The 26,607-nt window shown below is 60.0% G+C and carries 28 protein-coding genes, 1 tRNA gene and 2 pseudogenes; 14 read left to right on the forward strand and 17 right to left on the reverse strand.

Translation table 11 applies throughout. The features are described from left to right. The 4 genes and pseudogenes from HF327_RS19195 to HF327_RS19210 all read left to right on the forward strand — a co-directional run. Positions 1–215: pseudogene (locus HF327_RS19195) on the forward strand (hypothetical protein); the annotation flags it as partial. Positions 216–314: 99 nt separating this feature from the next. Beyond that, positions 315–713 carry a hypothetical protein gene (locus HF327_RS19200; protein ID WP_198461988.1) on the forward strand — a complete coding sequence of 133 codons (399 nt, stop codon included), beginning with the start codon at positions 315–317 and terminating at the stop codon, positions 711–713. A 98-nt stretch (positions 714–811) separates the two neighbouring features. Next, a complete protein-coding gene (locus HF327_RS19205) occupies positions 812–2,509 on the forward strand; it encodes a DUF4384 domain-containing protein (protein ID WP_236024291.1) in 1,698 nt (565 codons plus the stop codon). Next, entirely contained in the window at positions 2,509–3,753 is a 1,245-nt protein-coding gene (locus HF327_RS19210) for a tetratricopeptide repeat protein (protein WP_198461990.1), read from the forward strand. The genes HF327_RS19205 and HF327_RS19210 overlap by 1 nt, the downstream gene beginning before the upstream one ends. Before the next feature lie 44 nt (positions 3,754–3,797). Here HF327_RS19210 and HF327_RS19215 read toward each other — a convergent pair whose 3' ends face one another. From HF327_RS19215 to HF327_RS19260, 10 genes are all read right to left on the reverse strand, one after another. Beyond that, positions 3,798–4,820, reverse strand: a complete 1,023-nt coding sequence (locus tag HF327_RS19215; protein WP_198461992.1) for an aldo/keto reductase — start codon at positions 4,818–4,820, stop codon at positions 3,798–3,800. Between the two features lie 139 nt (positions 4,821–4,959). Continuing rightward, positions 4,960–5,919, reverse strand: coding sequence for a Gfo/Idh/MocA family oxidoreductase (locus tag HF327_RS19220; RefSeq protein ID WP_099736689.1), 960 nt, complete (start codon positions 5,917–5,919; stop codon positions 4,960–4,962). Continuing rightward, a complete protein-coding gene (locus HF327_RS19225; protein ID WP_099736688.1) occupies positions 5,919–6,788 on the reverse strand; it encodes a class III extradiol dioxygenase subunit beta in 870 nt (289 codons plus the stop codon). The genes HF327_RS19220 and HF327_RS19225 overlap by 1 nt, the downstream gene beginning before the upstream one ends. A 3-nt stretch (positions 6,789–6,791) precedes the next feature. Further along, complete coding sequence (gene ligA / locus HF327_RS19230) at positions 6,792–7,250, reverse strand: protocatechuate 4,5-dioxygenase subunit alpha (protein WP_099736687.1); 459 nt, start codon at positions 7,248–7,250, stop codon at positions 6,792–6,794. 82 nt (positions 7,251–7,332) lie between these two features. Continuing rightward, the gene (locus HF327_RS19235) at positions 7,333–8,250 is read right to left on the reverse strand and encodes an amidohydrolase family protein (RefSeq protein ID WP_198461994.1); all 918 of its coding nucleotides are present in this window, start codon (positions 8,248–8,250) and stop codon (positions 7,333–7,335) included. 30 nt (positions 8,251–8,280) lie between these two features. Beyond that, positions 8,281–9,291, reverse strand: coding sequence for an MBL fold metallo-hydrolase (locus HF327_RS19240; RefSeq protein WP_198461995.1), 1,011 nt, complete (start codon positions 9,289–9,291; stop codon positions 8,281–8,283). 44 nt (positions 9,292–9,335) lie between these two features. Beyond that, positions 9,336–10,019 carry a 4-carboxy-4-hydroxy-2-oxoadipate aldolase/oxaloacetate decarboxylase gene (gene ligK / locus HF327_RS19245; protein ID WP_198461997.1) on the reverse strand — a complete coding sequence of 228 codons (684 nt, stop codon included), beginning with the start codon at positions 10,017–10,019 and terminating at the stop codon, positions 9,336–9,338. Between the two features lie 131 nt (positions 10,020–10,150). Beyond that, the gene (locus HF327_RS19250; protein ID WP_198461998.1) at positions 10,151–11,179 is read right to left on the reverse strand and encodes an amidohydrolase family protein; all 1,029 of its coding nucleotides are present in this window, start codon (positions 11,177–11,179) and stop codon (positions 10,151–10,153) included. 55 nt (positions 11,180–11,234) lie between these two features. Continuing rightward, positions 11,235–12,632 (reverse strand): MFS transporter, encoded by a 1,398-nt coding sequence (locus tag HF327_RS19255; RefSeq protein WP_198461999.1) that lies wholly within the window; start codon positions 12,630–12,632, stop codon positions 11,235–11,237. Positions 12,633–12,811: 179 nt separating this feature from the next. After that, positions 12,812–13,504 carry a substrate-binding domain-containing protein gene (locus tag HF327_RS19260; RefSeq protein WP_198462000.1) on the reverse strand — a complete coding sequence of 231 codons (693 nt, stop codon included), beginning with the start codon at positions 13,502–13,504 and terminating at the stop codon, positions 12,812–12,814. Positions 13,505–13,654: 150 nt separating this feature from the next. On the opposite strand from HF327_RS19260, the gene HF327_RS19265 reads away from it, so the two are divergent. Next, complete coding sequence (locus tag HF327_RS19265) at positions 13,655–13,849, forward strand: hypothetical protein (protein WP_198462001.1); 195 nt, start codon at positions 13,655–13,657, stop codon at positions 13,847–13,849. Between the two features lie 30 nt (positions 13,850–13,879). On the opposite strand, the gene HF327_RS19270 is transcribed toward HF327_RS19265, so the two are convergent. Then, complete coding sequence (locus HF327_RS19270) at positions 13,880–14,413, reverse strand: hypothetical protein (protein WP_198462002.1); 534 nt, start codon at positions 14,411–14,413, stop codon at positions 13,880–13,882. A gap of 356 nt (positions 14,414–14,769) precedes the next feature. Here HF327_RS19270 and selD point away from each other — a divergent pair, with 356 nt between their 5' ends. Continuing rightward, positions 14,770–15,846: a selenide, water dikinase SelD gene (gene selD / locus HF327_RS19275; RefSeq protein WP_198462003.1), complete on the forward strand. Its 1,077-nt coding sequence runs from the start codon at positions 14,770–14,772 to the stop codon at positions 15,844–15,846. Positions 15,847–15,961: 115 nt separating this feature from the next. Here selD and HF327_RS19280 read toward each other — a convergent pair whose 3' ends face one another. The 4 genes and pseudogenes from HF327_RS19280 to HF327_RS19295 form a co-directional block, all read right to left on the reverse strand. Beyond that, a complete protein-coding gene (locus tag HF327_RS19280) occupies positions 15,962–16,438 on the reverse strand; it encodes an Lrp/AsnC family transcriptional regulator (RefSeq protein WP_099736667.1) in 477 nt (158 codons plus the stop codon). Between the two features lie 416 nt (positions 16,439–16,854). Further along, positions 16,855–16,931, reverse strand: a tRNA-Gln gene (locus HF327_RS19285). A gap of 93 nt (positions 16,932–17,024) precedes the next feature. Beyond that, a pseudogene (locus HF327_RS19290) lies at positions 17,025–17,346 on the reverse strand (heavy metal-binding domain-containing protein). A gap of 122 nt (positions 17,347–17,468) precedes the next feature. Further along, positions 17,469–18,371, reverse strand: a complete 903-nt coding sequence (locus tag HF327_RS19295) for a LysR family transcriptional regulator (protein ID WP_198462041.1) — start codon at positions 18,369–18,371, stop codon at positions 17,469–17,471. A gap of 211 nt (positions 18,372–18,582) precedes the next feature. On the opposite strand from HF327_RS19295, the gene HF327_RS19300 reads away from it, so the two are divergent. Continuing rightward, on the forward strand, positions 18,583–19,305 hold the full coding sequence (locus HF327_RS19300; RefSeq protein WP_236024292.1) for a hypothetical protein: 723 nt from the start codon (positions 18,583–18,585) through the stop codon (positions 19,303–19,305). 120 nt (positions 19,306–19,425) lie between these two features. On the opposite strand, the gene HF327_RS19305 is transcribed toward HF327_RS19300, so the two are convergent. After that, positions 19,426–20,031 carry a P-loop NTPase family protein gene (locus tag HF327_RS19305; RefSeq protein WP_328701921.1) on the reverse strand — a complete coding sequence of 202 codons (606 nt, stop codon included), beginning with the start codon at positions 20,029–20,031 and terminating at the stop codon, positions 19,426–19,428. Next, a complete protein-coding gene (locus HF327_RS19310) occupies positions 20,021–20,482 on the reverse strand; it encodes a winged helix-turn-helix transcriptional regulator (protein WP_198462004.1) in 462 nt (153 codons plus the stop codon). The genes HF327_RS19305 and HF327_RS19310 overlap by 11 nt, the downstream gene beginning before the upstream one ends. Before the next feature lie 100 nt (positions 20,483–20,582). On the opposite strand from HF327_RS19310, the gene HF327_RS19315 reads away from it, so the two are divergent. The 7 genes from HF327_RS19315 (at position 20,583) to HF327_RS19345 (ending at position 26,548) form a co-directional block, all read left to right on the forward strand. Next, positions 20,583–21,821, forward strand: a complete 1,239-nt coding sequence (locus HF327_RS19315; protein ID WP_198462005.1) for an MFS transporter — start codon at positions 20,583–20,585, stop codon at positions 21,819–21,821. Positions 21,822–21,967: 146 nt separating this feature from the next. Beyond that, positions 21,968–23,491 (forward strand): CoA-acylating methylmalonate-semialdehyde dehydrogenase, encoded by a 1,524-nt coding sequence (locus tag HF327_RS19320; RefSeq protein WP_198462006.1) that lies wholly within the window; start codon positions 21,968–21,970, stop codon positions 23,489–23,491. Next, complete coding sequence (locus HF327_RS19325) at positions 23,488–23,886, forward strand: lysozyme inhibitor LprI family protein (protein ID WP_198462007.1); 399 nt, start codon at positions 23,488–23,490, stop codon at positions 23,884–23,886. The genes HF327_RS19320 and HF327_RS19325 overlap by 4 nt, the downstream gene beginning before the upstream one ends. Positions 23,887–23,992: 106 nt before the next feature. Further along, positions 23,993–24,352 carry a lysozyme inhibitor LprI family protein gene (locus HF327_RS19330; RefSeq protein ID WP_236024293.1) on the forward strand — a complete coding sequence of 120 codons (360 nt, stop codon included), beginning with the start codon at positions 23,993–23,995 and terminating at the stop codon, positions 24,350–24,352. A 75-nt stretch (positions 24,353–24,427) separates the two neighbouring features. Next, complete coding sequence (locus HF327_RS19335) at positions 24,428–25,594, forward strand: acyl-CoA dehydrogenase family protein (RefSeq protein ID WP_198462009.1); 1,167 nt, start codon at positions 24,428–24,430, stop codon at positions 25,592–25,594. Between the two features lie 30 nt (positions 25,595–25,624). Beyond that, positions 25,625–26,104, forward strand: a complete 480-nt coding sequence (locus HF327_RS19340; protein ID WP_198462010.1) for a TfoX/Sxy family protein — start codon at positions 25,625–25,627, stop codon at positions 26,102–26,104. Between the two features lie 18 nt (positions 26,105–26,122). Continuing rightward, the gene (locus tag HF327_RS19345; protein ID WP_198462011.1) at positions 26,123–26,548 is read left to right on the forward strand and encodes a DUF488 domain-containing protein; all 426 of its coding nucleotides are present in this window, start codon (positions 26,123–26,125) and stop codon (positions 26,546–26,548) included. The last annotated feature ends 59 nt before the right edge of the window (positions 26,549–26,607 follow it).

Below are 26,607 nucleotides of genomic sequence, written 5' to 3' on the forward strand. Positions count from 1 at the left end.
CTGTAGCGGTGCAGAACATGTCATCCAACTACGGCAAGGTGAACATCTCTGGCAACTCGAGTCAGACCACATCCATCTACGGTGCGTCGATTGTGGCGAATCTGGCCAACGGTGCTTTTGCACATGCCTATCAGAACATCGCCTCGAACGACTCCTGCGATCCCCCCCCAGTGGTCTGCGTAGGCCCGGCCTGCGGCCCATACGCAATGCGCTAAGCAAGCGAACTCAGCCGGCCCAGCCACGGGCTGGCTGAACATGCATCCGTACTTGCGCACGCGATACGGCCATCCACTGCGACTGCCTGGAGGCTTGTCATGACTTCCTCTATCCGAATTCTTTGCACCTTCATGGCGGCTCTGCTGACCGCGCATATCAGCTCCTGGGCCGCTCCGGGCGAAGACCCGGTCGCGATTACCGGACGCGTCAATTATCTGCAGCTCCCTCTTGCGCCCGTCACACGCTCTACTAGCGTTCAGTATCTCCAGCAGATGCCCGATGATGCCGCCGCCAAAATTAGCCGCTATACCGCCAAGGCCTATAGCAACAACCTCGGTGAGATCAAAACAGAAAAAGATGTTGTGCAGTCCGTGCAGACCAAGGGCATGCAGACCAATTGCTATCAGTCCATTGGAAGCGTTGTCGCGCCTAAAGGCATGGGAAATAACGAGCAAGTCGTGGTGCTACGTGGCGATGTCATCAATATCTGCAATTGAATAAGAAGTGGCAACCAGCGCTGCGTCACGACTCATTCAGGGCTGAATGAATCTCACCAAACAGATCCACTCCATAAAAGCAAATTCAAGAGGTCATCATGGAACGCACTGAAGTGGAGACAGTGACATGCAAAGCCGGGCAAGGCCTGCAGAAAGGCCGCATCACCCAACTCTGGTATTGGCTGGGCTCGGCGCTGATACTGGCCAATACGGGCTGCGGCCAGCTGGATGCCCGCCGCCATACCGACGCTCATGAAATGGCAACCACGGTGAACCGGCCTGTGGTTCGCCCGGTTCGCTCCATCTCCAGCTTCTCCGAATCACTCAGCTGCATGGACCACATGCTGCGAGCGGCTGAGCTGCCTACGACCTTGATCAGTAGCAAACAATTCCCGGACTTCTCGGGCAAGGTGCCGGTCGCCGTCAAGGACATGGTGGTGACATCGCTCTCGCAGATGTCGCACCTGAGCAATGCCTTCCGATATGTGGATTACGAAGTAGACATCGCCCGTCAGGACACTGTTCAGAACCTGACCACGATTTTGCTCAACAACAACCAGATGCAGCTGCAGCGCCCTGCCCTGTACGTCTCTGGCGCTATCGCGTTTGTGGATCAGAACGTGATCAGTCAGCGCAGAACCGCCGGGATTTCTGGCGACCGTGTGGATCTTGGACACAGCAAAAGCAACACCGCCACCGTCGTCGCACTCGAAGCCCATCTGGGAGATTTTCGTACCCGCACCATCATTCCGGGACTGGATTCCGCCAATGAGGTGGTGATCGGCGGCGCTGGCGACGGGCTTGATCTCGCAGGCCGCATCGGAAGCTACGGCGTACGGTTCAATGTAGGGCGCGACTATGCCATGGGAACCGGAGGCGCTTTGCGCACTCTGGTCGATCTGGCCATGATCGAACTGGTGGGGAAATGGGCTCGCGTGCCCTACTGGCAATGTCTGATGCTCGATCAGACCAACCCCAGTTTTCAGCGCCAGATGCGCGACTGGTTTGACGCAAGCGGCCCCGAGGGCCAGTTGCGCCTGGTGCGCTCTTCCTTGATCAGCCGCGGCTATCTGCCCAACAACCAGGAAAACCTGAACGCCAACGCGCCCGCCCTGCGCGAAGCCCTTGCCCAATTTCAAGCGGACAAAGGTGTGATCGTCAGCGGCACCATCACTTTTCCCACCTACGAAGCCGCGCTGCGTAACTTTGTAGGTCTCGATCAAGAGGGAGCTCTGACGCGCATCGGCTGGAACAATGACAGCATGCAGACCAGCACGGCATCTCGCTCACCTTGGCCGTCCTGGAACATCAACCTGCAGCTGGAAAACCCCCAGCCCGCTGGCGCCCGCCCAGCCTTCACCGAAGGCGAGCAAATCTTCCTGTCAGCCACGGTTTCAAAGGCATCGCACCTTTATTGCTACTACGTTGACAGCGCCGGCACTGTCACGCGTCTGCTGCCCAATGCACTGCAGACCAGCACACTGCTCTCGGCAGACCAAGCCGTGCGCATTCCCGACTGGATGAGCCCCAGCCCAGGCTTCATTCTGGATGCAGGCAAGCCAGGTAGCGAAAACGTGATCTGCATCGCGACAGCCCATGACGCCATGCCAAGACTATCTGCAGACATGCAGGGCCCGGCGCTCACGGTGATGAAGGATGTGCGAGGTACCCAGGGTGTACTGGATCGATTCCAGCAAGCGCTGGGCAGCGAGGGACATGTCGTGCAAAACATCAACTGGAACGTGATCGCCCGCAAGACCCCGCCCGCTGAAGCCCCTGAAAAAGGAGCGAAGTAATGCCCCGACAGCAGCCTGAGCTCTGTAGCCTCGCGGCAGTCGGCCAAGGGCTTGCGCTGTTGATCCTGATCTTGGTCTGTGCGGAGGCGGCAGAGGCTCGCACCCGCTCTGCGGAAGCTGCCCACTGGAGCGCTCTGCAACCTCAACCAGTACCCATCGCCAGCACCCCATTGCCTGCTCAGAGCATCCCGCCCCTCACCACCGACAGCCCTCGCATTGAGGCACCGGCCACGCCTCTGACACCCGGTATCAGCGCCCCTCCGCTCCCCTCTCCGGGCGAAACGCTCATGCCCAAGGCCGCAGCAGGCATGGTGCTGAACCGAGAAATTGAGCAGCTGCAAAAAACAGCCTCGCCTGCCAGCGGCTACGGCAGCAGTAATGCCAGTGCGCAGGCCGCGTGGCTGCTGGGCCTGATATATCTGCATGGCACGGGCGTGCGCATCGACCAGCCACTCGCTTTGCAGTGGTTTGAACGCGCGGCGCGCAAAGGGCGCGAGCCTTGGGCTTTTGCCGGTCTTGCCTGGTGCGCCATTGATGGCTGCGGCACCGCCGCCAACCCGGCAACCGCCACTCAATCCATCAGTCGCTTACGGGCCGCGCACCCCGCGCGCGCAGATTTTTTGGCCTGGCTTCAGGCCGCACGCCTCAAGCCCTTGCAGCTCAACACGGCATCGGCAGGTGCCAGCCCCGCCGCGCCCGAGCGGCAGCTGCTGGAGCGTGCTGCTGCCGCGGGTGACATTCAGGCCAATATCGAGCTGGGGATTCAAGCATTCGCCAGCAAGCAAACCTCACAGGCTGTGACCTACTTTCGCCGGGTGGCTGCGCGCTCTTCTGTGGCCGCAGAAAACCTGCGCATTGTCCAGTCGCGAGGTCAAGCCTCTGAAGCAGCAGCACCCTCGGCTCACCCGGGATCGGCACAGTTCGCACTCGATATGGCCCGCATGTACCACCGCGGGCAAGGCGTGCCCGCCAACTATGCGGAAGCTCTGCGCTTTTACCGCCTGGCTGAGCAGCGTGGCAGCTCGGAGGCCCACAAGATGATTGAACTCATTTTCTCCAGACCCATGCCCAACGGCAGCTTTGACCCAGGCTGGATGCAGCAACTCGCCAGGGTTGACCTCAGCCACGCCACCCCGCAGATTGCCAGCAGTGTCACGGCGTTGCAGCTTCAGCGTGAGCCGACTCCGTTGTTCGACCTTCTGCCTGCCGTCTGGCAAAAAAGGCAGCAAGCGATTGCGCCGTAACGCCCGCTGCTGCCTTGACCACCTAAAAAGCTGAAACCGGGCGATCAACCCGGACGCTTTTCAAACGCATACTTTTCAGTATCCACCTCGCCCTGGCCTTGCAGCGCATAGCGGTCACCGGCAATGGCTTCAGGCTTGAAAATGTCATCCAGCTCGGCCAGCAACTCAGAGCTCAGCTTCACGCTGCCGCCACGCACATCTTCGTGCAGATGGTCCACCTTGGTGGTGCCGGGCAACGCGATCACATGCTCGCCCTGCGCCAGCACCCAGGCAATGGCCAGCTCGGCCAGCGTGCAATCGGCTTTTTCAGCCACCGCCTGCATAGGGGCCAGCAGGCGCAGGTTCCGCGCATAGGCATCTGCCGTAAAACGCGGCATGGTGGCGCGGATATCGCCTTTGACTAGATCATCCACTTGCTGCAACTTGCCGCTCAAAAAGGCGCGCCCCATGGGGCTGAAGGCCACATAGGCAATGCCCAGCTCTTTGCAGGCGGCCAGCGTGCCCAGTTCTGCATTGCGCGACCACAGCGAATATTCGCTTTGCAGGGCCGCAATCGGATGTTCCTTATGGGCGCGACGCAAAGCTTCGACACCGACTTCGGACAGACCCAGTGCGCGAATTTTTCCCTCGTCCTTCAGGCGCGCCATCTCGCCCACGGATTCCTCGATGGGCACGTTCTTGTCCCAGCGGTGCAGGTAGTAAAGGTCGATCACGTCCGTGCCCAGGCGTTGCAGGCTGTCTTCGCAGTTCTGGCGCAGGGTTTTGGGGCGACCGTCAATCACGCGGCGCATGACGCCATCGTCGCCACGCACGCCGGCCATGCCGCCTTTGCTGGCCAGAGTGATGCGCTGGCGGTTAGGCTTGAGCACGGGGCCGACCAGCGATTCGCTGGCACCAAAGCCATAAAGCGCAGCGGTGTCGAACATCGTCACGCCCGCATCAAGGGCCGCGTGCAGCACGGAGTGAGACTGCTCGGTGGAGACTGGGCTGCCATACGCGTGGCAGAAATTCATGCAGCCCAGCGCGACGTTCGCCACGCTGAATGGGCCTAGTGCTCGGTTTTGCACGGAGACTCCTTGAAATTACAAAATTAAAGCATTTATAGCCGATAGCCCAATGAGATAAAGCGCTGGCAGCTATCAACATAGAAGCAAAAAAGGCCGGAGCATGCCCCGGCCTTTGTCTGCATCAATCCATCATCCGAACTTACTCGGCGTTCAGTTGCTGCTCCAGGTCGTGCAAAACCTTGTAGCAGTTGAACACTTGCTGCACGCTGGAGTTGGGCTCGCGGCCTTCGCGGATAGCCGCGAAGAATTCGCGGTCCTGCAGCTCGATGCCGTTCATGGACACATCGACGTTAGAGACATCAATCTTCTCTTCCTTGCCGGTGTACAGGTCGTCGTAACGGGCCAAATAGGTGCCGGTATCGCCGATGTAGCGGAAGAAAGTACCCAGAGGGCCATCGTTGTTGAACGACAGGCTCAAGGTGCAGATGGCACCGTTGGCGGCCTTGAGCTGAATGCTCATGTCCATGGCAATGCCCAGATCCTTGTGAATCGGGCCTTGCACGGCATTGGCCTTGACGATGGGGCTGCCCGCTTGATACGCAAACAGGTCCACGGTGTGGGCAGCGTGGTGCCACAGCAGGTGGTCGGTCCAGCTACGGGCCTGGCCCAGCGCATTCATGTTGGTGCGGCGGAAAAAGTAGGTTTGCACATCCATTTGCTGGATGTTGAACTCACCGGCTTCAATCTTCTTGTGCACCCACTGGTGGCTGGGGTTAAAGCGACGGGTGTGGCCCACCATGGCGACCAGACCGGTCTGCTTTTGCAGCTCGGCCACTTCCTGCGCATCCTTCAGGGCGTCAGCAAGAGGAATTTCAACTTGCACATGCTTGCCGGCCTTCAGGCAGGCAATGGACTGCTCGGCGTGCATTTGCGTGGGCGTGCACAGAATGACGGCATCGACTTCAGGCAGCGCCAGCGCATCAGCCAGGTCGGTGCAGACATGCTTGATGCCGTACTTGTCAGCCACTTCCTGGGTTTGATCCAGACGACGCCCGACCAGCGAGACGACTTCCACGCCGTCGATGTTCTTGATGCCGTCCAGGTGCTTGATGCCGAAGGCACCCGCGCCAGCCAGCGCGACTTTGATGGTCTTGCTCATTATTGATTCTCCAAGATGAGGTGACCCACAGCCGTATTGGATGCGGGCACATGGTAGAAGCGGTGTGCCACTTTAGGCAGGGGCGCAGGGCCATCCACGTCGGACATGGCGCCGCGCGCAATCAGCCACATCACCAGCTCGATGCCTTCGGAGCCGGCTTCGCGTACGTAGTCGATGTGAGGCTTCTTGGCCAATCCGTGTGGGTTCTCGATCAGCAGGTCGAGGAAATTGTTGTCCCATTCCTGATTGATCAGACCGGCGCGTGCGCCTTGCAGCTGGTGGCTCATGCCGCCTGTGCCCCAGATGTGGACGTTGATGTCCTGGTCGTAGCTCTCGATGGCCTTGCGGATGGCGCGGCCGATGTTGAAGCAGCGCTGGCCCGATGGCACGGGGTACTGCACCACGTTCACGGCAAAGGGAATCACAGGGCAGGGCCAGGAACCGGTCTTGGGGTCCTGCTCGCCGCACATCAGCGACAGAGGCACGGTCAGGCCGTGGTCCACCGCGATGTTGTTGACGATGGTCAGGTCAAAGTCCTGCTGAATGACCGACTGCGCGATGTGCGCGGCCAGCTCGGGGTGGCCCTTGACGACGGGCACAGGGCGTGGGCCCCAGCCTTCATCGGCGGGCTGGTACTCAGCCGAGGTGCCAATGGCAAAGGTCGGGATGATGTCCGAGCTGAAAGCCGTGGCGTGGTCGTTGTAGACCAGGAAGATCACGTCAGGCTTGTTGTCCTTCATCCACTGGCGGGAGAAGTCATAGCCTTTGAACAGAGGCGCCCAGTAGGCTTCCTGCGTCTTGCCCATGTCCATGGCTGCACCAATGGCAGGCACGTGCGAGGTGAAAACAGATGCGGTAATGCGTGCCATGTCTTAGTTGCTTTCCTTGTTCGCTGTACCTGTGCCACCGGCGCTGCCTTGAGGCTGGCGGTGGGCCTGTGCATCGCCCTCTTCGCCCACATAGCGGTTGCCCTCAACCGAGCGGCCGCCAGCGACCATCATTGCGCGGTACTCGTCTTCGGTCATGCCGGTCATGGAGCCCGCCATCTGCTGGAAGCTCTTGCCATCGGTGGAGCCGATCTTGGCCAGAAAATAGATATTGCCGCCGGTGCGCATGCACCAGTTCAGATCGCGGGCCAGCACGGCCTGCTTTTGCTCCTCAGACATGGCCCATTCGTCCAAATAAGCGCGCTCATTGGCACGGAAACGATCACGGTTTTCCGGCTTCATCAGCGACATGCAAAACTGGTTGAGCCAGTAGCCCCGACGCGCTTGCTCGGCATCAAAAATGATGGTGCCAGGCACGTCCAGATAGGGTTTTTCCAATGCCATAAATTTTCCTCGTTTACGGATGCCCGAGCCCATGCGACAAGGCTCCGGGCTGTGTCCGGGTGTATGTTTCGCCGGAACTCCGTCAGACCTCTTCGGGCCAGTACAGACGCATGGGGTTGTCCACCAGCAGCTTTTGCTGCAGCTCGGCGGTCGGTGCGATGTGGGGGATGAAGTCCACCAGCAAGCCGTCATCGGGCATATGCTCCTTCAAATTGGGGTGCGGCCAGTCGGTGCCCCACAGCACGCGATCGGGGAATTCTTCCACCACGCGACGGGCAAACGGCACCACATCCTGATAAGCGTTCTGCTCACCATCCAGCGCCTTGGGACCGGAGACTGACAAACGCTCGGGGCAGGACACTTTGCTCCACACATTCTTGTGCTCGCGCATGAACTTGAGGAACAGAGCGAACTCTTCGCTGTCCACGCCCTTGGCCACATCGGGGCGACCCATATGGTCCACCACCACGGTGGTGGGCAGCGCGGTGAAAAAGTCCCACAGCTCAGGCAGATCCACGGCTTCAAAGTAGATGACCACATGCCAGCCCAGCTTGTTAATGCGGGCGGCAATCTCCATCAGTTCGTCCTTGGGCGTGAAATCGACCAGGCGCTTGACGAAGTTAAAACGCACACCACGCACACCGGCGTCATGCAGCTCCTGCAGCTCGGCATCCGAAATGCTGCGCTTGATCGTGGCCACACCACGGGCCATGCCGCCCGAAGCCTTGCAGGCATCGACCATGGCGCGATTGTCCGCACCGTGGCAAGTGGCCTGCACCACCACGTTGCGGGCAAAGCCCAGGTGATCACGCAGTGCAAACAGCTGCGCCTTGCTGGCGTCGCAGGGCGTGTACTTGCGCTCGGGCGCAAAGGGGAATTCATGGCCGGGGCCAAAGACATGGCAATGCGCATCCACAGCGCCCGCAGGCAGCTTGAAGCGGGGCTTGCTGGGGTTGGCGTACCAGTCCATCCAGCCGGGGGTCTTTTCAAATTGGCTCATGTCAGTCCAGTCGTTATCGTCAAAGAGGGATCAGATCACCATCAAATCCTTGCCCACCACGGCATCGCCCTTGAAGTGCTTGCGCACACCTTCGAGCAGCATCTCATCGGTGATGCTGGGGTCGTCGCCCGGCACGATGTGCGAGAGCACTAGCTTCTTGACGCCCGCAGCGGCGGCAATGCGACCCACGTCGTCGGTCGTGGTGTGGCTGGCCAGCAGATGCTCCTTGAGCGAGGCCGCATTGGGCACGCGCTTGACCATGGCATCCACGCCGGGCACATAAATCACCTCATGCACCAGCACGTCTGCCCCCTTGGCCAGCTCGGCCACGGCAGGGCAATAGGTCGTGTCGCCGGAGAAGACGACGGAGCGGTCCTTGGTGTCAAAGCGCAGCGCAAAAGAATCGGTGATCGGCGGGTGAATATTGCGCACCGCCGTGACCTTGACCTTGTCGTTTTCCAGAATCACGCCGGGCTTGGAGAACTCATGCGTCAGCACCATCTTGCGCAGGTCGGGCTTGCCTTCGTCACCCATGCGGATGTCAATGTCGAACTTCATGGACTCCATGAAGGCCTTGGTCATCGTATCCAGCGTGGGCGGACCCCATACATCAACCTTGTTGCGCAAACCGGCAGCCCAGGCCGAATACAGCATGGGGCCGTACTCCAGGTTGTGGTCCGAGTGCATGTGGGTGATGAACACCTTGCTCAGACGCGGCAGGGCAATGCCAGCCTTGACCAGCTGCGCCGCCACGCCATAGGCGCAATCGACGACAAAGGGTTCGCCATCGATCAGCAGCACACTGGCCGGGTTGGAGCGCTCACCGCCCACGCGCGGGCCGCCCTTGGTGCCCAGCAAGATGAGTTGTGTGCCCTGCTGCCCGGCAGCAGCCTTGACAGCCTGTGCCAGGGCATTGCTGGAAAAGCCCAGACCCAGTGCACCGGCACCGGCCAGACTGGCCGCAGAAGCCAGGCATTGGCGACGCGAGAGGTTCACCGATGGCTCGGTGTTGGAGGAAGAGGATTTGATGGAAGAGAACATACGGCGGCTCCTGTTGTAGTGGTTTTGGGGTGCGTTTGTTCTGATTAGTCGATGTACTTGAGGCCGGCAGCCGCCAGGGGCTCGCGCATCTTGTACATGTCCAGGCCCAGAATGCCCGAGGCCAGCTTGGCGCGCTTTTCGCCTTCAAAGCTTTCGCGCTTCTGAGCGGCTTCCAGCACTTGTGCAGCACGGGCAGCGGGCACGCAGACCACGCCGTCGTCATCGGCCACAATCACATCACCGGGCGTGACCAGCATGCCGGCGCAGACGATGGGGATGTTGACCGAGCCCAGGGTCGCCTTGATGGTTCCCTTGGAAGAAATGGCTTTGCTCCACACGGGGAAGTCCATCTCCTGCAGTGTCTTCACATCGCGCACGCCGGCATCGATGATCAGCGCGCGCGCGCCGCGGGCCTGAAAGCTGGTGGCCAGCAGGTCGCCAAAGTAGCCGTCGGTGCACTCGGCAGTGACGGCAGCGACGACGATATCGCCGGGCTGAATCTGCTCGGCCGCGACGTGCATCATCCAGTTGTCGCCGGGCTGCAGCAGCACCGTGACTGCCGTGCCAGAGACTTGCTTGCCCGCAAAAATGGGGCGCATATAGGGCTTGAGCAGGCCGACGCGGCCCATGGCTTCGTGCACGGTGGCAGAGCCCAGAGCGGCCAGACCATCGGCCGCCGCGCGATCAGCGCGCTGGATATTGCGGTAAACGACGCCGAGTTCGTACATGAAATACCTTTTTGCTTAGACATTATTGAATCAAAAAAGAGAGCTGCTAGCGCTTGCTTTGCATCAAATTCAAAATGATTTAATGCTTGAAGGCTTATGGAGTCAGCGCTAGCCGCTCCTCTTTTTAAGAATTACAGACCCTTGGCCTTCAGTGCCGAATCCAGACGCGTGAACACGCGGCGGGCATTGCCTTCGTACACGGCGTGCTTTTCGTCAGCCGTCAGGTTCTGCGTCGCTTCGATATAGCGCTTGGTGTCGTCGTAGTAATGACCCGTCTGCGGGTCGATACCGCGCACGGCGCCAATCATCTCGCTGGCGAACAGAATGTTCTTGGTCGGAATCACTTCAGTCAGCAAGTTGATACCGGGCTGGTGGTACACGCAGGTGTCGAAGTAGATGTTGTTGAGCAGGTGCTCTTCCAGCAGCGGCTTCTTCATCTCTTGCGCCAGACCGCGGAAACGGCCCCAGTGGTAAGGCACAGCGCCGCCGCCATGGGGAATCAGGAACTTCAGTGTGGGGAAGTCCTTGAAGATATCGCTGGTCAGGCACTGCATGAAGGCGGTGGTGTCCGCATTCAGATAGTGCGAGCCGGTGGTGTGGAAGCAGCTGTTGCAGCTGGTCGACACGTGAATCATCGCGGGGATGTCGTACTCCACCATCTTTTCGTAGATGGGGTACCAGCTCTTGTCGGACAGCGGGGGCGAAGTCCAGTGGCCACCCGAGGGGTCTGGGTTGAGGTTGATGCCGACGTTGCCGTACTGCTCCACGCACTTGACCAGCTCGGGGATGCAGGTCGCGGGGTCCACACCGGGCGACTGGGGCAGCATGGCTGCGGGGATGAAGTAGTCGGGGAACAGCTCGCTGACACGGAAGCACAGCTCGTTGCAGATGGCAGCCCAGGTGCTCGATGTCTGGAAGTCGCCGATGTGGTGAGCCATGAACGAAGCGCGGGGGCTGAAGATGGTCAGGTCCGAACCGCGTTCCTTCATCAGGCGCAGCTGGTTGGTCTCGATGGTCTCGCGGATTTCGTCGTCGCTGATCTTCAGAGAAGCCACCGAAGGGGCCTGGCTGGGGTCCTTGAGGCCGGCGATCTGCAGATCACGCCATGCGCCCAAGGCAGCAGGGGCTGTGGTGTAGTGACCGTGTACGTCAATGATCATCTTTAAACTCCGTTAAAAATAATGCGTCAATAAAACAAAAGGATTGAAACAGGACTCAGTGGGCGCCGCCCAGACCCGCCATGGACTTGCTAGGCGCGCCGCCGGCATAACGGTTCTTGACCAGCAAAGCCAAAGCCGCAATCACGCCGGGAATGGCCACGACCATGAAGACCTGTGGCAGCTCCAGATGGCGACGCGACAGCTCTGCCACCAGGAAAGAGCCCGCAATACCACCAAAGCGGCCAATACCCAGCATCCACGACACACCGCTGGCGCGGCACTCCGTAGGGTAGTACTCAGCAGCCAGCGCCTGCATGGACGACTGTGCCGCATTCATCAGCAAACCGGCCACAAAGACCGAGGCCACCAGCATGCCCACACCACCACCCAGCACCTGGCCGATAAAGGCCACACCCAGGCTCGTCAAAAAGTAGCCTGCCGCAATGATCAGATTGGCATTCCAGCGGTCCATCAGCAAACCGACAAAAATCGCGCCCACACCGCCGAGCTGGAACAGCGCCGCAATCACGGCAGCCTGGCCAGCAGGCACGCCCGCTTCCTTGAACAGCACAGGCATCCAGTTGACCAGGCCATACACAATGACCAGGCCCATGAAGTACGTCACCCACAGCGACAGCGTACCCACCAGATACTTCTGCGAGAACACCAGACGCAGACCCTGAGGACCTTGCTGCACTTGGGCAGCGCGCTGGGCGTTATCGTCCAGCACAAAGCTCGTGGCGTTGCGAGTGCTGGCGGCAATGCGCACCATGATCTTGCGCACGCGATCGGCCGAGTAGTTCTTGAGCACCATGAAGCGCACCGACTCGGGCAGCATCACCACCATGATGACGGCCAGAATCAAGGGCACCACACCGCCCACAATCAGCAGGCTGCGCCAGCCGAAATGCGGAATCATCCAGGCAGCGATAAAGCCACCCAGCGCCGAGCCAATGGGAAAGCCGCAAAACATGCAGTTGGTGATGAAGGAGCGCTTTTTATCAGGGCAGTACTCGTTCATCAGCGTGATGGCGTTGGGCATGGCCGCGCCAAGTCCCAGACCGGTGATAAAGCGCCAGATGGTCAGACCCTGCAGGTCATGCACCAGGCCTGAGGTAATGGATGCGCCACCCATCACCACTGCCGCAATGATCAGCACCGTCTTGCGACCAATGCGGTCAGCCAGCGGGCCTGCGGACAGAGCGCCAAACGCCAGACCAAACAAGGCCGCACTCAGCACCGGGCCCAGATGGGATTTATCAATGCTCCACTCATTGAGCAACGAGGGGGCAATAAAGCCGATGGCGGCGGTATCAAAGCCATCGAGCAAAACGATCAGAAAGCACAGGGCGAAAATCACCCATTGATAGCCCGAAAACGGATTCTCGTTCAGCACAGTCTGTACGTTGACGACCTTGGGGTCAGTGTTCTGCTTGGTTGTTTGCGAAGTCATATTGGTATCTCAGTTGCCTCTCTTTGTCGCCTCTATCTCCGGTCTCATTCCGGTCTCGCGGCTGGCGCCAAAGCCTTGCGGCTCCTGTACGTCTGTCACGAAAGGGCTATGGCTGCCCTTTTCCTGATTCAGGTCAGCATCCAGGTCTTGGCCTAGAGCTGCCTTGATCATTTCTTTAATTACGCTGGCTCCATCCCTTGGCGACGCTTGGCCGCTGCCGCTTCGGGCGAAGCCATGAAAGCCAGCAGACGCTGCACCGCCTCGGCATTCGCCGATCCAGTCACCACGCCTGCGGAAAAAACCGTGTCAATCGCAATCGACGAAGGCAAAGAGCCCACGATCTGAATGCCTGCTACATGAATCAGCTCACTCAGTTGCTGAAAACCCAGCGCCACTTCCCCCGAAGCGACCAGTGAGCCCACAGGCACACCTGGACGGGCCTGAACAATGCGGGGCTTGATGGCATCGGCAATGCCCCAGCGCTCAAACAATTTTTGCAGCGCAACGCCGCTAGGGCCGGTTGAATAACCAATGCTGGGGGCCGCCAGCACGGCGGCGCGCACAGCGTCTTCCGTGCTGATATCGGGCTGCTGCGCTGCGGCAGGCACGGCCACGGCAGTGCTGGAGAGCATTAGATCCACTTTGCTACCGGGCAGCACACGGCAAGCCGCCTGCAACTTGTCGATAGCACCTGAGGCCAGAAACACCACGTCAAAAGCTTCATCACCGTTTTGCACGCGCTGCGCGGCATCGACACCACCCACAGACTCGATCTGAACCGGCTCGCCGCCCTGCGCCTGCCATGCTGCCGACAGATCTGACAGAACCTGGCGTGTTGCCATGGACGAAATGCCGTTGAGAGCTGCGCTCATGCCTGATGTCTCCTGGGGTGTCTTGCATGGTTGCCCTGCGAGCGCTCGGCACGACTTGTGCGTTATCGAGGCCAGTCTCGCTGCGTGCGTCTCGCGCCCCCTTGTCACGGGGAGATCGCCTGCATCTGCGGCAGCAACCATCCAGTCAAAATGAATGAGACTATTGTCGGCAAGCTTTCCCTCCCCCACCAGCCAGACACCCCGCTAGCAGCTATGCCTAAACAACATAGCAAAGCACTCGCTTATTCTGGAAACAAATACCAAAAAAAATGCCAAAAACCCTATAAACAAAAAAGGCTTGATGCTATTTTTTTTATAGCATTAAACCTTAACAGATGTGCATAAGCAACAGATAAATTAGTGGTTAACCCCTAATCAATCATCGTGGCGTCCGTGGCCCCGCCCGTGACCACGTCCTCGGTCGTCGTGATCATGCCGGTCCCAGTCGCGCCGGTCATGGCGATCATCCCGGCCGTGGCGGCGCTCATCTCGTCGCTCGTCACGGTGCCAGCGACGCTCATCCCGGCGGTGATCATTCCAGTCCCTGTCATGGTGATGATGAGGAGGCTCGGCACGCCAGCGAGGGGGCGCGCTCCGCAGGAAGTACACAGGCCGACCACAGGCCTGGTACTGATAACAATAACGACGCCAGTTACGCGAGTGATCGGGCGGCACCCACATATACATGGGCTGCGCCTGCGGCATCACCGCACCCTGGCTGCCCCACATGGGCTGCGCATACACAAGCGGCGGCGGTGCGGCATTGCCAATATTGACCTGCCCGTAAACACCGGGTGCCAACTGCCCGGAAATAGTGCTGCTGATATAGGCCTGAGCCTGAACAGCGCCGGCCGCGCAAACCATCGCCAGAGCCGCTAGTCCGCGGGTGAGTGAAGTGCGATTCAACATGTGTCTCCCAACGTTATACAGATCGCCAGAGCGAAGCTTTATCGCGCTTGAACTCTGAAATGCCTCCAAGCTCAACGCATGAATGCCCTATTTGGCCGACATGTGCAAGATTTTAAAATTACTAAGGAGTCAATCCAGTGGCGCTCGATTAAATCAGAGCCATGCGCCTTGCAATGACCGGGTGGCGTGTTGCATGATCGCTCGCCTCAAAACCCAACTCATTTTTCGGGGCAGATAATAGAGGCCTGCCGTGCGCGCCTCAGGATCGTGTCTGGCCCAGACCTTCACTCTCCAGTCGTACTGCCACTTATCTAAAACCTAACACTATCGTTGCTGCAAGTCGAATTTTTACTGACATGAACGCCACTACCCCTCAAAGCACTATCACGCTCGCATCGCCCCGCCTGACCTCTCTTTCCCATGGCGGCGGCTGCGGCTGCAAGATTGCGCCAGGTGTACTGTCTGAGTTGCTGGCCAAGAGCAATCTGCCCAAGCAGTTCTTTCCTGATCTGCTGGTTGGCACCGAAACCGCTGACGATGCTGCCGTCTACAAGATCAATGACGAGCAGGCCATTGTGGCGACGACGGACTTTTTCATGCCCATCGTTGATGACCCGTATGACTTTGGCCGCATCGCAGCGACCAATGCTCTGTCTGATATTTACGCCATGGGCGGCACGCCTCTGATGGCACTGGCCATCGTGGGTATGCCTATCAATGTGCTTCCCCACGATGTGATTGCCAAGATTCTGGAGGGCGGAGAGTCCGTCTGCCGCGATGCCGGTATTCCGCTGGCAGGCGGCCACTCGATTGACTCGGTCGAACCTATCTACGGCTTGGTGGGCATTGGCATCGTCAACCCCAAGCAAATGAAGCGCAACGCCGATGCCAGGGCAGATGATGTGCTGATTCTGGGCAAACCTCTTGGCGTGGGCATTCTCTCTGCGGCACTTAAGAAAAATCTGCTGGACGATGCGGGCTATCGCGCCATGGTCGATGCCACCACCAAGCTCAACCGCCCTGGCGCTGAGCTCGCCAAACTGGAAGGCGTGCACGCGCTGACCGATGTGACTGGTTTTGGCCTTCTGGGCCACGGGCTGGAGCTGGCGCGCGGCGCCCAGCTCAGCGCGCGCATTGATAGCAGCAAGCTACCCGTCTTGCCCGGCGTGCAGGCTTTTGCCGACCAAGGCGTTATCACCGGGGCATCGGGCCGCAACTGGGCCTCTTATGGTGAGAATATTCAGCTGGCCTCTTCCGTCAGTAGCGCCCAGAAAGCACTGCTGACCGACCCTCAAACTTCAGGCGGCCTGCTGGTTTCCTGCTCCTCCGACGCCGTGGAGCAAGTGCTGAAAGTCTTTGCTGACAGCGGCTTTGCTGACGCCGCAGTGATCGGCTACATGGAAGCTGGAGAAGCTAAAGTCTTTATAGATTAATCGCATCCAGCTATAAAAACGGGAGCATCAGCTCCCTTTTTTACGATCACACAATGCAAAACGCCCGGCGCAGACCGGGCGTTTTTGCCTTTGCAGACAGCCAAATTCACTGAATTCAGGAAGCAGGCGTCTCGCCCACCACTTCAGCCGTGGTGCGGCGATCAATCTTGCGGCTCAGCACCACCGAGGTGTAGGTTTGCTGAATGCCATCAATCAGGCCGATACGATCGAGCAGCGCATCCAGCTTCTCATTGCTCTCGCAGCGCACAAACACCATGTAGTCGTACTGGCCGCTGACGGCAGATACTTCTTCCACCTCGGTAAAACGGTTGAGCGCTTGCATGACCGAAGTCGCCGTCTTGGGAAGCACACGAATACCGCAATAGGCACGCACCGCTGACTGCTCCATGCGCGAGCCCAAGCGAACGCCATAACCGGCAATCACACCTTCCTGCTCCAGCTTGGCAATTCGCGCGACCACAGTCGTGCGTGCCAGATTCATCTGACGGGCCAAATGTGCAGTAGATGCACGCGCATTGGTCTGCAGCAAACGCAGCAGCTGGCGATCCGTTTCATCCAGTCGATATTCCATACCTTGCCTATCCAAATCTTGTCATGCCCTGCATGCTGCCCTCTCGCGGGGCCTCTGCAACGCCTTCAATGCAGGGAGGTCGCCGAAAATTCCGGCAAAACCAGCGCCTTGCACAATAACCGACCTAGCCCTATCGCGCCATAAACCATTGCTGACGAAACGACCAAAGACTCCGTAATTCTGGCCAAGTCAAGCCAGCAAGCCGATAGACGCAAAAGAGCGGCTCCGATTCTCGGAATCACTCACACGGATGTTGAGCCACCAGGCATGCTGTCGCATGTGACTCAAATTTCTGCAAAAAGGGGAAGAGGCTCAGTTTCAGCAAACATGGCTCACTCATTTCACCCCTGATTGAGTCAGCAAAAACGCAAAAATAGAAAAGCCCTGATCATTTTCATGATCAGGGCTTTAAATCGTGGCAGGGGAAGAAGGACTCGAACCTTCGCATGCTGGAATCAAAATCCAGTGCCTTAACCAACTTGGCGACTCCCCTACGATGGATCGAATTGTACAACGACTTTTTATACCCAATTTCGAAGTTGGCTAAAAATGTGCATTTGCACAAAGCAGCTCTGGGTTCCGTCGTTTACTCGACCACCACGGCGGTCCCGCTGGCAGACACCATCAACATGCCATTGCCCTGCCCCAGCACTTCGAAGTCCAAGTCCACACCCACCACGGCATTGGCCCCCGGCTTCTGCGGCGCGCTGCTCCAGCTCCTTGAGTGCTATTTCGCGTGCCTTTTGCAACTCTCGCTCATAGGTTCCCGAACGGCCGCCGACGATGTCGCGAATGCCCGCAAAGAAGTCTTTGAGCACATTGGCACCCAGAATCGCCTCACCTGCTACCACGCCGCAGTAGCGGATGATGCGCTTGCCTTCGATGTTGGGAGTGGTTGTCACAATCATGGCAGTCCTCTGAGTTCAACAAACGGCCATGGTAGGCCAAGTGCGCGGGTAATTTTCGCAAGAAAACAGGCGTTAGCGCTTGTGAATCGTGCGCTTGCAGCTATTAATACCGCAGCATCCGATTATTGCGGCGGGCACAGCAAGGGCTGCATGCCCTGTACGGCATCGCGCAGAAAGCTCCAGGTGGTTGAGATACGCGGAATCTGGCGAGACTCAACGGGCATGCTCATCCAGAAGGTCCGGGTAAAGCAGGCCTGCTCGGGCAACACTCGACTCAAGATAGGATCTTTGTCTGCCACAAAAGCCGGCAGCACGGCCAGACCTGCACCAGCGCGCACGGCTTCGTACTGCGCGGTGATGCTGGTGCTGCGCAACGCAAAGCGCTCGGGTCGATGTAAGGTGTCCAGCAACTGCAGCTCCCGCGTGAACAGCAGGTCGTCCACATAGTGCACAAAGCTGTGCTGGCGCAGGTCTTCTGTGCGTGCCACCAGCGGCTTGCGCGCCAGGTATTCGCGCTGACCATAGAGGTAGAGCCGGTAGTCCGTGAGTTTGGTGACGATGACCGGGCCGCGCTTGGGCCGCTCCAGCGAGATGACGATATCGGCTTCGCGGCTGGACAGGTGCAGCATGCGCGGCAGCGCCAGCAAATCCACGCTGAGCAGTGGATAGCGCAGCGTGAGCTTGGCCAGTTCAGACGCCAGCATCTGCGTGCCAAAACCTTCGGTCGCGCCCACGCGCACCAATCCGGCCGGGCCTTCGTTGGTCGCCGCCTGCGCCAGCGGCCCGTGCTCCAGCCCATCCACAGCGCTTTGCATGGCGTTGCTCACGGCCAGCAACTGGCGCCCGGCCTCAGTCAGCCGCCACTGGCCGGACTCCCGCGCAAACAGCACGGCGCCCAACTGCTTTTCCAGCGCCTGAATGCGCCGCGAAACCGTGGTGTGCTCCACCCCCATGCGCCGTGCGGCCGCCGCCATGTTGCCGCTGCGGGCCAGTTCTCCAAAAAAACGCAGATGATCCCAGTCCACGAAATCGCCTTTCATGTTTTTGCACCCAATAGCTCTCAAGCCAATCACTGACAGGCATCAATAGCTATCACTTTTGAGAGTGCAATGCGGCATTTTAAAGAGACAACACAAAGTTACACTGATGGAGGCAGCGCGCCTTGCCCGATTGCAATCGGGCTTATCTTCGCGCCTGCTTCGGGCCATGCATTCTCCCAATGCGGGAGCGCACCGCATGGCTGCATGTGCCACGCACAGCTTTTTTGACTGCGACTTCAATCACAACAAGATGAACTTTTCCATCAAGACTTCGGCAGCCGCCGCGCTGCTTTGTCTGACCGCTCTCTCTCAGGCTGCTGAGCCTTCTTCCGCCGTGGCTGCCGCCGATCTGTATCTGCGCACCCTGGTCAATCATGAGGAAAAAGCCGTTGCCGACCTCAACAGCTATCTGCGCCCGGACCGCCTGCGCTCGGGCCGCAGCGCCGACTATGCCGATTTCGCCGCGCTGAAGCAGGCTGACCAGGAGTTCCCCGGCGAAGTCACCGCCATGGCTCTGCCGCTGTTCCCCGAAACCCAGCGCAGCAGCCTGAAGAAGCCCATCGAAAAGCTGATGCTGGCCGTGCAGCAGGCACGTCAGAAGTCCGAATGCAAGGCCTTGTCAGCAGGCGAGGCCGAAACCGGCGCGCATGGCGTGCTCAATACCCAGATTCAATTCCAGTGCCTACTGGTCAAGACGCCTGAAACCTGGGCCCAAGGCATTCAACGCATGGCCCGCGCCAAGCTGGGCACGGCCAAGGTGGTGGCCGAGCTGGCTTCGCTGCAGCAAGCCTATTCCGGCCCCGCCAGCTACAAATACGAAGGCGTGTTTCCGCTGAGCACCGTGCCCCAGGACAAGGACCTGGCCTGGCGCAATGACTTTGCGCGTGAAGTGGTGGACGAAATGTTCAGCGAGTTCTAAGAGTCGCGAACACGACCCAGCAAACCGAAGGTTTGCGTTTGAGACGAGGCGTGAAGCCGAAGGCAGTACTAAAGTACGACAAGGCGAAACAACGACGTATCAAGGGTTGTGTTAGCGGCTCTAAACGTCCTGACCAGGCCGCAGCGACTGCAACCATTGCCGGGTCTGCTGCGGCGTGCGGAACTCCAGCCACTGCACCTGCGCAAACTGGCCGCTGGCGCGCAAATCGCTGTATTTGCGCTGGTTTTTGGCAAAAGTCTGCCACGACCACAGCAGGATGGAATCCTTGGAGAAAAACGCGCTGCGCCAGCTCTCACGGTTGCCGTGAAACAGATGCGTGCCCAACGCGGCGCGGCGAATGGTGCGCCACAGCACGCGTGAAAATACCGTCCAGCGCCCGTAGTTGAGCCACACGACATGCGTGGCATGCGGCCAAAGCTGATCGCGCACCACGCTGTAATTGCCATCCATCACCCAGCGCTGCCCTGCTGCGGCCTGTGCAGCGCCACGCACAAACTGCTCGGTGGGTGCAGGCTTCCAGTCAGGGCCCCAGTGCAGTTGGTCCAACTCGGTATGGTTCAGCCCCAAAACCGCAGCCAGATCCGACGCCAATGTGGTTTTGCCCGCGCCACTGGTGCCGATGACCAGCACGCGCATGACGAGCGAGATATCGCTCGAGATATCGCTAGCGACAGCGTCCAAGTCAGCACCCAGGTCAGGCTTCATCGCCTGCATCCAGCTTGCGCACCCAGGTCTGGGCGGGGCGTAACTCATGGCCCTGCGCATCCAGCACGCGCAGGGGCGGCACGGGCTGACCGGTGGCTTTGTCCAGCAGCAGCGAATGCGCCTCGCCCGGTTTGAACAGATTACTTTCACCCCACTGGCGCAATGCCAGCACCACGGGGAACAGGCTTTGTCCACGCGGCGTGAGCACATAAGCCTGATAGGCCGAGCCTTCGGCAGCGGCTTCGGTTTCCAGAACGCCAGCATCGACCAGCTTTTTCAGCCGGTCCGAGAGGATGTTGCGCGCCACGCCCAGGCTGCGCTGAAAGTCGCTGAAGCGGCGCATGCCGTCAAAGGCATCGCGCACGATGAGCAGCGACCAGCGGTCGCCAATCAGATCAACCGACCGCGCCACAGGACAAGGTTGGTCATTCACGGGGGCAGCAGTGGCCATGGTTCTCCTTGAAAGCACTGGCAAGCCATTTTAGTTGCATTTTAAAACCTAACAAATTAGCATGCATTCGGTTTTATTTTGCAACCAGAAAGGCCACTCCATGCCCGCCAATACTTGCTCTGCTTCAGCAAGCCCCGCTCCAGAACTGCCTTCTGGCCTAATGCTGCTTTTTGCCACCGCCAGCGGGCTGAGCGTGGCCAATGTCTATTACGCACAGCCTTTGCTGGAAGCTCTGGCCAGCGACTTTCAGATACCGCTGGCCGCCGTGGGCGGCGTGGTCAGCGCCACGCAAATCGGCTGCGCACTGGCGCTATTGCTGCTGGTGCCTCTGGGGGACCTGCTGGAGCGGCGGCGTCTGATGCTGTGGCAACTGCTGGCGCTGGTGGCAGCGCTGCTGCTGGTGTCGGTGGCCGCTGCGCCGTCTGCATTATTAGGGGGCATGCTGCTGGTGGGCCTGCTGGGCACGGCCATGACGCAGGGGCTGATTGCTTATGCCGCCAGCGCTGCAGCGCCCCATGAGCAAGGCCGTGTCGTGGGGGCGGCGCAAAGCGGCGTCTTTGTGGGTTTGCTGCTCGCGCGGGCCTTTGCCGGGGCCGTCAGCGATATGGCTGGATGGCGCGGTGTTTATCAGTGCTCCGCCTTTCTGATGCTGTGCATGGCGCTATTGTTATGGAAGCGTTTCCCCTTACTTCCACCCTCGCCCAACGCCTCCAGTGGTCTGCTTTATCGCGACTTGATCGCATCCATGTTCACGCTGCTGCGCCGGGAGCGCGTGCTGCAGATAAGGGGTCTGCTGGCTCTGCTGATGTTTGCAGCCTTCAACATCTTCTGGAGCGCCCTGGTGCTACCGCTGAGTGCCGCGCCGTTTTACTTCTCGCGCACGCTCATCGGTGCTTTTGGGCTGGTGGGCGTGATCGGCGCGCTGATGGCGGCGCGTGCCGGGCAATGGGCTGATCGCGGTCATGCCCAGCGCACCAGCTGCGTCGCACTGCTTTTGCTGCTGCTGGCCTGGGGGCCGCTATCGCTGCTGCACACCTCGCTGGGGGCCTTGATGCTGGGCATTGTTTTGCTGGATCTGGGCGGCCAAGCCTTGCATGTCACCAACCAGAGCATGATTTTGCGAACGCGGCCAGAAGCCAGTGGCCGCCTGATCGGCCTTTACATGCTGTTTTACGCTGCAGGCAGCGGTCTGGGGGCCATTGCCAGCACGATGGCTTACGCCCGCGCGGGCTGGCAAGGCCTGTGCCAGCTGGGCGCAGCGGTCAGCCTGCTGGCTTTGCTGCTCTGGTGGTGGACACGACACCACGGGGATAGTCCCGACCCAGCATCCAATGCCTGAGGTGGTACGGCGAGCATGCACCGCAGCTGGCGGACACCGCACCCAGATGTGCACATTTGCACACCCTATGTGCAGCAAATCCTATTGCCCGAGCAAAACCGCACACATACCATGGGGAGCAAATTCACCACCAACGGAGACACTTCATGAACGCACCCACTTCCGCCAAGGTACTGGCGCCTACGGTCAAGCTGCTCATCAACGGGCAGATGGTCGAATCCCAAACCACCCAGTGGCGCGACGTGGTCAACCCTGCGACTCAGGAGGTGCTGGCGCGTGTGCCGTTTGCCACGCCCGATGAAGTCAATGCTGCTGTGGCCAATGCCAAGCAGGCCTTCAAAACATGGCGCAAGACACCTATCGGCGCGCGCGCCCGCGTCTTTCTGAAGCTGCAGCAGCTGATTCGTGAAAACATGAAGGAGCTGGCCGCCATCCTGACTGCCGAGCAAGGCAAGACCCTGCCCGACGCAGAGGGCGATGTCTTCCGCGGCCTGGAAGTGGTGGAGCACGCCGCCAGCATCGGCAACCTGCAACTGGGCGAGCTGGCAAACAACGTGGCCAATGGCGTCGACACCTATACGCTGAACCAGCCGCTGGGCGTGTGCGCAGGCATCACCCCCTTCAACTTCCCGGCCATGATTCCGCTGTGGATGTTCCCCATGGCCATCGCCACAGGCAACACCTTTGTGCTCAAGCCCTCCGAGCAAGACCCTATGGTCACCATGCGCCTGTGCGAGCTGGCGCTGGAGGCCGGCGTGCCCCCAGGCGTGCTCAACGTCATTCATGGTGGCGAAGATGTGGTCAACGCCATCTGCGATCACCCTGATATCAAGGCCATCAGCTTTGTGGGTTCCACCAAGGTCGGCACCCATGTCTACAACCGCGCATCGCTCAACGGCAAGCGCGTGCAATGCATGATGGGTGCCAAGAACCACGCCATCGTCATGCCTGATGCGAACAAAGAGCAGTCGCTCAACGCCCTGCTGGGCGCAGCGTTTGGCGCGGCGGGCCAGCGCTGCATGGCCGTTTCTGTGGCCGTGCTGGTAGGCGATGCCCAGAAGTGGATTCCCGATCTGGTGGCCAAGTCCAAGACCCTCAAGGTCAGCGGCGGCACCGAGGCGGGCACCGACGTGGGCCCAGTCGTATCCTGCGCAGCCCTGTCGCGGGTAGAAAGCCTGATTGAGCGTGGCATTGCCGATGGCGCAGTGCTGGAGCTGGATGGCCGCAAGCCCCAGGTAACCGGTTACGACAAGGGCAACTTTGTCGGCCCCACCGTTTTCAGCGGCGTCAAGCCCGGCATGAGCATCTACGAGCAGGAAATCTTCGGCCCCGTACTCTGCCTTGTCTCGGCAGACAATATCGATCAGGCCATCGAGTTCATCAACGCCAACCCCAACGGGAACGGCACCGCCATCTTCACGCAGTCAGGCGCGGCTGCGCGCAAGTTCCAGGAAGACATCGACGTGGGCCAGGTCGGCATCAACGTGCCGATTCCCGTGCCCGTACCCCTGTTCTCCTTCACCGGCAGCCGCGCTTCCAAGCTTGGCGATCTGGGTCCCTACGGCAAGCAGGTAGTGATGTTCTACACGCAGACCAAGACGATTACGGCGCGCTGGTTCGACGACTCGACCACCAGCCAGGGTGTGAACACCACCATTAGCTTGAAATGAGCTTGACCGCGCGCCCTGCTCTCTGGAGTCTGGCCGCGGCCGCCGCCCTGCTCGCCTCTGGCGCGTGGGCGGCGGGCGACGATCGGGTCTACGACTGCAATCCCAACGGCAACCAGCAACAGATGAATGACTGTGCGGCACAGGACTACCAGGCCGCTGACGCACAGCTCAACGCCCGTTATCGCGAAGTCATGGATTCGCTTTCTCCGCCAATGCGCGATGCATTGCGCACAGAGCAGCGCCGCTGGTTGCGCGGGCGTGATCCTGCCTGCCATCAGGCAGCCAAGGCCTACCAAGGCGGCTCCATCTGGCCGCTGATCTTCAGCAGCTGCCAGGAAAAAGCCACGCGCAAGCGCACGGCTGAGCTGGAAAAATGGCGCGGCCGTCAGCGATGAGCGACCCGCTGCCGCCCAAGACTGCGATGATTGCCCCATGCATTCATGGAATACAAATTTTGAGTCAAAACCGCTCAAAGTGCTTATCAGCAAAGTGGCAGCAGCTATGGTTTTAACAGTGTTTCAGCTCTCGCCAGCCCACGCTCAGGCCGGTGCCGACTGCGTCAGCGGCGGCAGCCAGACTCAGACCAATGCCTGCGCCATCAAGGATTTTCAGCAGGCCGACACCGATAGCCAGATTCTTTATGGCGATGTGATGCGCTCCCTGTCCGCCCATGAACGCCCGGCATTGCGCAAGGAGCAAAGCGAGTGGAGCCGCCAGCGCATCACCCAGTGCAAGCAAAGCACCAAGGCTTTTGAAGCACAGGCCGACTGGCCCAGCCGCTACCACGGCTGTCTGGTGCAGGAGATCAAGGCCCGCGATGCGGCGCTCAAGCGCTGGCTGCATCTGGGGCCGCCGGACTGAAAAATCAAATTTGATAGCTGCCAGCGCATATCCAGAAAGCGCCAGAGGCCCATAAAACTATAAGGGAGACATTCCATGGACTTTGAACTCAGCCAAGACCAGCGCGCCTTTGCCGACACCGCCCGTGCCTTTGCGCAGGCGGAACTGGCCCCGCACGCCGCCCGGTGGGATGCCGAAGGTATCTTCCCCCGCGAAGCCATTGCCAAAGCAGGCGAGCTGGGCTTTTGCGGCCTGTATACGCCTGAAAGCGCAGGGGGTCTGGCACTGCCCCGACTCGATGCGACGCTGGTGTTTGAAGAAATGGCGGCCGTCGATCCATCGACCACCGCCTTCATCACCATCCACAACATGGCGACCTGGATGCTGGGCACCTGGGCCACAGATGCCGTGCGCGAACAATGGGGCGAGGCACTGACCAGCGGGCAGAAACTGGCCAGCTACGCCCTGACCGAGCCCGGTGCGGGCTCGGATGCCGCCTCGCTCAAGACCCGGGCCGAGCGGGTGGGCAACGAGTACATCATCAACGGCAGCAAAGCCTTTATCAGCGGCGCCGGAAGCACCGACGTGCTGGTGCTGATGGCCAGAACCGGGGACGCAAGCTCTGGCGCGTCCGGCATCTCTGCATTTGTCGTGCCCGCCAACGCCGAAGGCGTGAGCTATGGCAAGAAGGAAGAAAAAATGGGCTGGAACAGCCAGCCCACGCGCGTCATCAACTTCGACAAGGTGCGCATTCCCGCCAACCACCTGCTGGGCCGCGAAGGCGAAGGCTTCAAGATCGCCATGAAGGGACTGGACGGCGGGCGCATCAACATCGCCACCTGCTCGGTCGGCGCTGCGCAAGGCGCGTTGACGCAGGCGCAAAGCTATATGCAGGAGCGCAAGCAGTTCGGCAAACCCATCGCCAGCTTTCAGGCGCTGCAGTTCAAGCTCGCCGATATGGCGACCGAACTGGTCGCCGCGCGCCAAATGGTGCGCTTGGCCGCCAGCAAGCTCGACGCCGGTGCGCGCGATGCTTCGACCTACTGCGCCATGGCCAAGCGCTTTGCCACAGACGCAGGCTTCATGGTCTGCAACGAGGCGCTGCAACTGCATGGCGGCTACGGCTATCTGCGCGACTTTCCACTGGAGCGACTGGTGCGCGACGCGCGCGTGCACCAGATTCTGGAGGGCACCAACGAGATCATGCGCGTCATCATCGCCCGGCGCATGCTCGATGGCGATGCGCCCGAGGCGATTCGCTAAGCTCGGAACACGTTAATTGCAAAGACTGCCATGCCCGCCAAGCCCATCGCCCCCGAGACCCTGCAGCTCATAGACGCCGTGCGCAATGCACTGCCGGACTCCGCCGAGGTGGAAGAAAAAACCATGTTCGGCTGCCATGTGTTCATGGTCAACGGCAAGATGTGCCTGGGCGTGGAGAACGACGAATTGCTCGTGCGCCTGCCTCCCGCCGGTCATGCCCTGATTGCGGAGATGCCGGGCGTTCGCCCGCTGTCCTCGCGCGGGCTGATGGATGGCTACTTTCTCGTCGGCCCAACGGCCTACGCCAAGCGCGAACAGTGGCAATACTGGATCCACGAAGCTCTGGCCTTCAACCCGCTGGCAAAGGCCACACCCAAACGCAAAAAAGTGGGCAGATCAGAAAACAATAGCACCCAGCGCACAGCCCCCAAGGGCAGGAGCAGCAAAGCGCTTGAAGCGGCGGAAACTGCCGACGTCCCGAAAAAGCACCCCATTTTTGACAGCGACTAAGCCCGAAGGACTCACCCCATGGCCCTTTGCATTGTTCAGCTAGGCAGCGACCGCTCCCCCGATGAAGGCCTGCGCATCGGCACCGTGCGCCGCCCGCCGCGTGGCGTGCCCAAGACCGAGTTCGCCAGCCGCAACTATTACGACTGCTGGTTGCCAGAGCTCTCGCCCGAGGCCGAGCTGATGGCGCAGGCACAGGAATCCGTCAAGCGGCGTGCCGCTGGCCAGACGACCGAGGCCGACACGCTCTGGAAGCTGTTTGAAAAGCAGTTTCGCAAACAACTGGCCGAACCGGCAACAGACCGCACGCTGGGTCTGCTGGCGGCCCTGTCGCACAGCTCAGCCTTTTCTCTGGGTTGCTATTGCGACGACGAGGCGCATTGTCATCGCAGCATCTTGCGCAGCCTGCTGGTGGACAAGGGTGCGAGTATCAAAAATCAAGGCTAACCCGCCTCAAACGCATACAGATCAAACGCAAGCAGCTATCAAACTCATAACAGCAAGGA

This window comes from Comamonas suwonensis (assembly GCF_012844455.2).
Classification (GTDB): Bacteria; Pseudomonadota; Gammaproteobacteria; order Burkholderiales; family Burkholderiaceae_C; genus Comamonas; species Comamonas suwonensis.

What these genes read in the sequence shown, in the direction of transcription:
- HF327_RS19240 (WP_198461995.1), bottom strand. Translation starts at nt 9,291, where the DNA reads ATGTTCTCTTCCATCAAATCCTCTTCCTCCAACACCGAGCCATCGGTG.
- HF327_RS19205 (WP_236024291.1), top strand. Translation starts at nt 812, where the DNA reads ATGGAACGCACTGAAGTGGAGACAGTGACATGCAAAGCCGGGCAAGGC.
- HF327_RS19320 (WP_198462006.1), top strand. Translation starts at nt 21,968, where the DNA reads ATGAACGCACCCACTTCCGCCAAGGTACTGGCGCCTACGGTCAAGCTG.
- HF327_RS19255 (WP_198461999.1), bottom strand. Translation starts at nt 12,632, where the DNA reads ATGACTTCGCAAACAACCAAGCAGAACACTGACCCCAAGGTCGTCAAC.
- HF327_RS19340 (WP_198462010.1), top strand. Translation starts at nt 25,625, where the DNA reads ATGCCCGCCAAGCCCATCGCCCCCGAGACCCTGCAGCTCATAGACGCC.
- HF327_RS19235 (WP_198461994.1), bottom strand. Translation starts at nt 8,250, where the DNA reads ATGAGCCAATTTGAAAAGACCCCCGGCTGGATGGACTGGTACGCCAAC.
- HF327_RS19250 (WP_198461998.1), bottom strand. Translation starts at nt 11,179, where the DNA reads ATGATCATTGACGTACACGGTCACTACACCACAGCCCCTGCTGCCTTG.
- HF327_RS19315 (WP_198462005.1), top strand. Translation starts at nt 20,583, where the DNA reads ATGCCCGCCAATACTTGCTCTGCTTCAGCAAGCCCCGCTCCAGAACTG.
- ligA (WP_099736687.1), bottom strand. Translation starts at nt 7,250, where the DNA reads ATGGCATTGGAAAAACCCTATCTGGACGTGCCTGGCACCATCATTTTT.
- HF327_RS19310 (WP_198462004.1), bottom strand. Translation starts at nt 20,482, where the DNA reads ATGGCCACTGCTGCCCCCGTGAATGACCAACCTTGTCCTGTGGCGCGG.
- HF327_RS19265 (WP_198462001.1), top strand. Translation starts at nt 13,655, where the DNA reads ATGAATGAGACTATTGTCGGCAAGCTTTCCCTCCCCCACCAGCCAGAC.
- HF327_RS19200 (WP_198461988.1), top strand. Translation starts at nt 315, where the DNA reads ATGACTTCCTCTATCCGAATTCTTTGCACCTTCATGGCGGCTCTGCTG.
- selD (WP_198462003.1), top strand. Translation starts at nt 14,770, where the DNA reads ATGAACGCCACTACCCCTCAAAGCACTATCACGCTCGCATCGCCCCGC.
- HF327_RS19280 (WP_099736667.1), bottom strand. Translation starts at nt 16,438, where the DNA reads ATGGAATATCGACTGGATGAAACGGATCGCCAGCTGCTGCGTTTGCTG.
- HF327_RS19325 (WP_198462007.1), top strand. Translation starts at nt 23,488, where the DNA reads ATGAGCTTGACCGCGCGCCCTGCTCTCTGGAGTCTGGCCGCGGCCGCC.
- HF327_RS19305 (WP_328701921.1), bottom strand. Translation starts at nt 20,031, where the DNA reads ATGAAGCCTGACCTGGGTGCTGACTTGGACGCTGTCGCTAGCGATATC.
- HF327_RS19220 (WP_099736689.1), bottom strand. Translation starts at nt 5,919, where the DNA reads ATGAGCAAGACCATCAAAGTCGCGCTGGCTGGCGCGGGTGCCTTCGGC.
- HF327_RS19270 (WP_198462002.1), bottom strand. Translation starts at nt 14,413, where the DNA reads ATGTTGAATCGCACTTCACTCACCCGCGGACTAGCGGCTCTGGCGATG.
- HF327_RS19330 (WP_236024293.1), top strand. Translation starts at nt 23,993, where the DNA reads ATGGTTTTAACAGTGTTTCAGCTCTCGCCAGCCCACGCTCAGGCCGGT.
- HF327_RS19300 (WP_236024292.1), top strand. Translation starts at nt 18,583, where the DNA reads ATGGCTGCATGTGCCACGCACAGCTTTTTTGACTGCGACTTCAATCAC.
- HF327_RS19210 (WP_198461990.1), top strand. Translation starts at nt 2,509, where the DNA reads ATGCCCCGACAGCAGCCTGAGCTCTGTAGCCTCGCGGCAGTCGGCCAA.
- HF327_RS19345 (WP_198462011.1), top strand. Translation starts at nt 26,123, where the DNA reads ATGGCCCTTTGCATTGTTCAGCTAGGCAGCGACCGCTCCCCCGATGAA.
- ligK (WP_198461997.1), bottom strand. Translation starts at nt 10,019, where the DNA reads ATGTACGAACTCGGCGTCGTTTACCGCAATATCCAGCGCGCTGATCGC.
- HF327_RS19335 (WP_198462009.1), top strand. Translation starts at nt 24,428, where the DNA reads ATGGACTTTGAACTCAGCCAAGACCAGCGCGCCTTTGCCGACACCGCC.
- HF327_RS19225 (WP_099736688.1), bottom strand. Translation starts at nt 6,788, where the DNA reads ATGGCACGCATTACCGCATCTGTTTTCACCTCGCACGTGCCTGCCATT.
- HF327_RS19260 (WP_198462000.1), bottom strand. Translation starts at nt 13,504, where the DNA reads ATGAGCGCAGCTCTCAACGGCATTTCGTCCATGGCAACACGCCAGGTT.